This is a genomic window from Umezawaea sp. NPDC059074, from assembly GCF_042738955.1.
Classification (GTDB): Bacteria; Actinomycetota; Actinomycetes; order Mycobacteriales; family Pseudonocardiaceae; genus Umezawaea.
In genome coordinates, this window is the sequence record NZ_JBHYHC010000259.1 from 1 (window position 1) to 5,613 (window position 5,613).

Below are 5,613 nucleotides of genomic sequence, written 5' to 3' on the forward strand. Positions count from 1 at the left end.
TCCCCGGTGTGGGGGGGGGGGGGGGGGGGCGCCGGGGGGGGGGGGGGGGGCGCGCCCCCCGCGCGGGCGGGCCCGCCCGCCCCGGTCGACCTTCCCGGTGCCACCCACCGGGAACCGGTCGAGCGCCACGAACGCCGAGGGCACCATGTGCTCCGGCAGCCGTTCGCGCAGGAACACCCGCAGGGACGCCACGTCCGGCGTCCCGAGCAGGTACCCCACCAACCTCCGGACACCCCTCGCGTCCGGCTTGACCGCGACCGCCGCGCCCCGCACGTCGGGGTGCGCCGCCAGCGCGGCCTCCACCTCGCCCAGCTCGACCCGGAACCCCCGGATCTTGACCTGGTCGTCGGTGCGTCCGAGGTAGTGCAGGTCGCCGTCGGGCGACCACTTCACCAGGTCGCCGGTCCGGTACATCCGGGAGCCGGGCTCGCCGAACAGGTCGGCGACGAACCGGTCCGCCGTCAGGTCGGGCCGGTTGCGGTAGCCCCTGGCCAGGCCGCCGCCGCCGACGTACAGCTCGCCGGGCACGCCGACCGGGACGGGCCGCAGCGCCGCGTCCAGCACGTACGCGCGGATGCCCGGCAGCGGGTGCCCGATCGGCACGCTGTCGACGTGCTGCCCCGGCGTGAGGGGACGGCTCATGGTGCTGGTGGTGGTGACCTCGGTCGGGCCGTAGGCGTTGACCATCCGCCGTCCGGGAGCCCACAGGTCGACCAGCGCGGGCGGGCACGCCTCGGCGGCGACGACGAGCGTGCGCAGATGCGGGTAGTCGTTGTGCGGCAACGCCTTGAGCGCCGTCGGCGGCAGCGACAGGTGGGTGATCCGGTGCGTGGTCAACGCGTCGGCAAGCTGCTCGCCGGGCGTGATGCGGGCCGTGGAGGCCAGGACCAGCGCCGCGCCGGACAGCACGGACATGCCCAGCTCCCAGAACGCCGCGTCGACGGCGGCCGACACGAACTGGAGCACCCGCGAGCCGGGTCCGACGTCGAGCTGCTCGCGCTGGGCGGCGATGAGCGCATGGATGCCCGCGTGCGTGGTGACGACGGCCTTCGGCCGCCCGGTCGAGCCGGAGGTGTACATGACGTACGCGGCGGCCGAGAGCGGCAGGTCCACGGCGAGCGGCGGGTGGTCCTCGCCGTCGATCGAGGCCAGCAGGTCCGGCGTCACGACGAGGACGGGCTGGGCGTCGTCGACCAGCGAGCGCAGGCGTTCGGCCGGGTGCTCGACGTCGAGGGGCAGGTACGCGGCCCCGGTCTTGAGCACCGCGAGCACGGACACGACGAACTCGATCGACCGCGGCACGCGCACGGCCACCAGCCGCTCCGGCCCCGCGCCCCGCGCCACCAGCGCGCGGGCGACCCGGTCGGACCACTCGTCCAGCTCGCGGTAGTCGACCGTCCTCTCCGGACTGATCAGCGCGGGCGCGGTCGGGTCGAACCGGACCTGCTCGGCGAACAGCTCCGGCACCGTCAGGAGCTCCGGGGCGGGGAAGCGCTCGGCCACGAGCCGGTCCTGCTCGGCCTGATCCAGCACCGAGATGCGGGCCAGCTTCCGGTGCGGCTCCGCGACGACGGCCGCGAGCAGCGTGAGCAGGTGCCCCGCCAGCCGCTCGGCCGTCGCGGGCTCGAACAGCGAGGTGTTGTAGCCGAGGTGGGTCACCAGCGCGCCGGACCGCTCGACGAAGTCGAACGACAGGTCCATCGGGGCGACCAGCACCGGCGGCACGAGCTGCTCGACCCGCACGCCCGCCAACTCCACCACGCCCTCGGGGGTGTTCTGCAGGTTGACCGCGACCTCGACCAGCGGCGGACGGCTCGGGTCGCGCTCCGGCCGCAGGATCTCCACGAGCCGCTGGAACGGCACCTCGTCGTTGGCGAACGCGTCCAGCACCGTGGCGCGGGTGGCCCGCAGGAACTCGGCGAACGACGCCTTCGGGTCGATCTTCCCGCGCACCACCAGGGTGTTGACGAAGAACCCGATCAGGCCCTCCAGCTCCACCCGGTCGCGCCCGGAGGTCGCCGTGCCGACGGCGACGTCGTGCTGGCCGGTGTAGCGCGACAGCACGAGCTGCGTCGCGGCCACCAGGGTCATGAACAGCGTCGCGCCCTGCTCGCGGGCCAGCTCCTTGAGCCGCGACACCAGCGGTTCCGGCACCTCGAACAGGTGGGCTGACCCCGCCGATTCCCGGACCGCAGGCCGGGGGAAGTCGGTCGGCAGGTCCAGCGAGGTCAGCCCGTCGAGCCGGTCGCGCCAGTACTCGACCTGCCCGTCCAGCGCCGCGCCCGCGAGCCGGTCCCGCTGCCACGCGGTGAAGTCCACGTACGCGAGCGACTGCGACGGCAGCTCGCCGCGGTAGGCGGCGCTCAGGTCGTCGGCGAACACCCGCAGCGACCAGCCGTCGGTGACGATGTGGTGCGTGTGCGCCACGAACACGTGCACGCCGTCGGCGATCCGCAGCAGCGACGCCCGCAGCACCGGCCCGGTCCGCAGGTCGAACGGCCGGGCCGCCGCCGCGAGCAGGTGCGCCTCCAGGTCCTCCTCGGCCACGTCCACGACCGGCAGCGGCACGTCCACGTGGTCGTGCACGACCTGGACGCCGACGCCGTCCACCGAGTCGAACGTGGTGCGCAGCGACCCGTGCCGGGCGACGACCCGGCCGAGCGCGCGGCGCAGCGCGACGACGTCCAGGTCGCCGGTCAGCCGCAGCACCAGGGGGACCTGGTACTCGACGCTGTCCGGGTCCAGCTCGTGCATGAACCACAGCCGTTGCTGCGCGGCCGACAGCGGCGCGGGGCCGTCGTCGGTCCGGCGCGAGATGCCGGAGTCGTCGGCCAGTCCGGCCAGTCGTTGCCGCAGCAGCGCCTGGAGGTCCTCCGGCAGCGCGGCCACGCGGTCGAACAGGGCGTCGGTCATGACGTGCTCCCAGTGGCGGTCTTCTCGAGGTCCGCGATCAGCCGTCGCAGCACCGATTCCGACAACGCGGCGACCGTCCGGTTCTCGAACAGGTCCCGCGGGGACATCTCCACGCCGAACGCCCGCCGGGCGCGGGACGCGATGCGCAGGCTGGTGATGGAGTCGCCGCCGAGCGCGAAGAAGTCGTCCAGCGCGCCGACCTTCTCCACCGCCAGCACGTCGGCGAAGATCCCGGCGATGGCCACCTCGGTGGCGTCGCGCGGCTCGACGTACTCGACGTCGGCCCGCCGCCCGCGCTCCGGGTCCGGCAGCGCGGCCCGGTCGACCTTGCCGTTGGCGTTGAGCGGGAACCGCTCCAGCGCCACGAACTCGGTGGGCACCATGTACCCCGGCAGCCGTTCGGCGAGCCACGGCCCGAGGTCGGGCTCGGCGCCGTCGCGCGGCAGGAGGTAGCCGACCAGGAAGTGGCCGACCTCCGACCGCAGTGCCACGACCACGGCGTCGCGCACGTCGGGGTGCGCCCGCATGGCCGCCTCGATCTCGCCGGTCTCGATCCGCAGGCCGCGGATCTTGACCTGGCCGTCGACCCGGCCGACGAACTCCAGCTCGCCGTCCTCGGTCCACCGCACCTGGTCGCCGGTGCGGTAGAGCCTGCCGCCGGGGGTGTCGCCGAACGGGTCGGCGACGAACCGCTCCGACGTCATGCCCGGCCGCCCGAGGTACCCGCGGGCCAGCCCGGTCCCGGCGAGGTACAGCTCTCCGGGCACGCCCGGCGGCACGGGTTCCAGGTGCCGGTCCAGGACGTACGCCCTGGTGTTGTCCAGCGGCCGCCCGATCGGCGAGTCCGGGCCGGTCATCAGGTGCGCCGTCACGTAGGTGGTCGTCTCGGTCGGGCCGTAGACGTTGAACACCAGCGAGCCGGGGCAGGCCTCGCGCACGCGCTGGACGGCGTCGACCGCCATGGCTTCACCGCCGGTCCACACCTCCTGGAGGCCCGCGAAGCAGTCCGGGGCCTCGTCCGCGAACACGGTGAACAGCGCCGTGGTCAGGAAGATCGCGGTCACGCCGTGCTCGGCGACCAGCTCGGCCACCATCGGCGCGGTGAGGTCGCCGGTCGCGATCACCACCCGCCCGCCGTGCAGCAGCGGCGTCCACATCTCGTACGTGGACGCGTCGAACGCGATCGGCGAGTGGAACAGCACCGCGCGGTGGGCGTCCGTGCGCCAGCGGCGGTCCCAGGTGAAGCTGACGACGTTCGCGTGCGTGGCCGCCACGCCCTTGGGCACGCCGGTCGAGCCGGACGTGTACATGACGTAGGCGAGCCGGTCCGGGTGCCCGACCGGGTCGAGCCGGTCGGCGGACTCCCCCGCCCACGCCGAGTCGTCGTCCAGGGCGAGCACGGGCACGTCCACGTCGGCGGCCCGCGAGCGGGACGCGCCGTCCGCCAGCACGAGCACCGCGGCGGTGTCCTCCACGATCCAACGCACCCGGTCGTCCGGGACGCTGCCGTGGATCGGCACGTACACGCCGCCCGCCTTGAGCACGGCCAGGATCGCGACCACGGCCTCCGGCGACCGGCCGAGCAGCAGGGCCACGCGCGACTCGGCGCGCACCCCGAGCGCGGTCAGGTGCCGGGCGAGCCGGGTGGACCGGGCGTCCAGGTCGGCGTAGGTCATCTCCCCGCCGGTCCAGGACAGGGCGATCTCGTCCGGCACGGCCTCTGCCTGCCGGGCGAACAGCTCCGGCACGGTCGCGGCCGGGTACTCCGCGTCGGTGCGGTTGCCCTCCACGAGCAGGCGGTCGCGGTCGGCCGGGTCGAGCAGGCCGATCCGGCGGACGGGCCGGTGCGGGTCGTCGGCGAACGCCGTCAGCACCGCGGCCAGGTTCCGGCCGAGCCGCTCGACCGTCCCGGCCTCCAGCAATTCCGGGTCGTGGCGGAACACGAACGACAGCCGCTCGCCCGGATAGGCGACCACGTTGACCGCGTACCCGTTGACCTCCGTCGCGCCCATGTTGCGCGGCCCGCCGTACGCGGCCAGCTCGATCGGGTAGTTCTCGAACACCACGATGCTGTCGAACAGCCGCGTGCCCGAGCCGACCTCGCTCCACGCCTGGACCTGCGGCAGCGACACGGCCTCGAACGCCCGCGCCTGCGCCTGGGCCGCCTGGAGGTCCGTCAGCCACGCCACCAGGTCGCGCCCACCGTCCACAGTGGTCCGCACGGGCAGGGTGGTGATGAAGATGCCGTGGATGTCCTGCGCCCCGGCCAGTTCCGCGGGCCGCCCGGACACCGTCGCGCCGAAGCAGACGTCCTCGTGGCCGCTGTAGGCCGACAGCACGAGCGCCCACGCGCCCTGCACGACGGTGTTCACCGTCAGGCCCGCTTCCTTGGCCCGCTTCGCCACGCCCGCGGACAGCTCGGCGGGCAGGTCCACGTCCGTCCGAGCCGTGGAGCGGCCGCGGTACCCGTCACCGGGCACCCGGTCGAACGGCAGCGGCGTCGGCGCGGAGAACCCGGACAGCACCCGGCGCCAGTGCGCCTCCGGCACGGTCAGGTCCTGCTCCCGCAGCCACTCGACGTAGTCGCGGAAGCCGCGCGGCGCCTGGCCCGCTCCCCCGCCGGACAGCACCTCGGCCAGCAGCCGGTGCGCGCTCCAGCCGTCGAGCAGGACGTGGTGGACCGTCCACACCATCCGCACC

Annotated in this window: 2 protein-coding genes; both read right to left on the bottom strand. The window is 74.4% G+C overall.

Translation table 11 applies throughout. The features are described 5' to 3' along the window. Positions 1 to 2,913: amino acid adenylation domain-containing protein (locus tag ACFWW9_RS45665; RefSeq protein WP_390389848.1), on the bottom strand; the 2,913-nt coding region annotated here is incomplete at its 3' end. Further along, positions 2,910 to 5,613: amino acid adenylation domain-containing protein (locus ACFWW9_RS45670; protein ID WP_390389851.1), on the bottom strand; the 2,704-nt coding region annotated here is incomplete at its 5' end. The genes ACFWW9_RS45665 and ACFWW9_RS45670, both read right to left, overlap by 4 nt.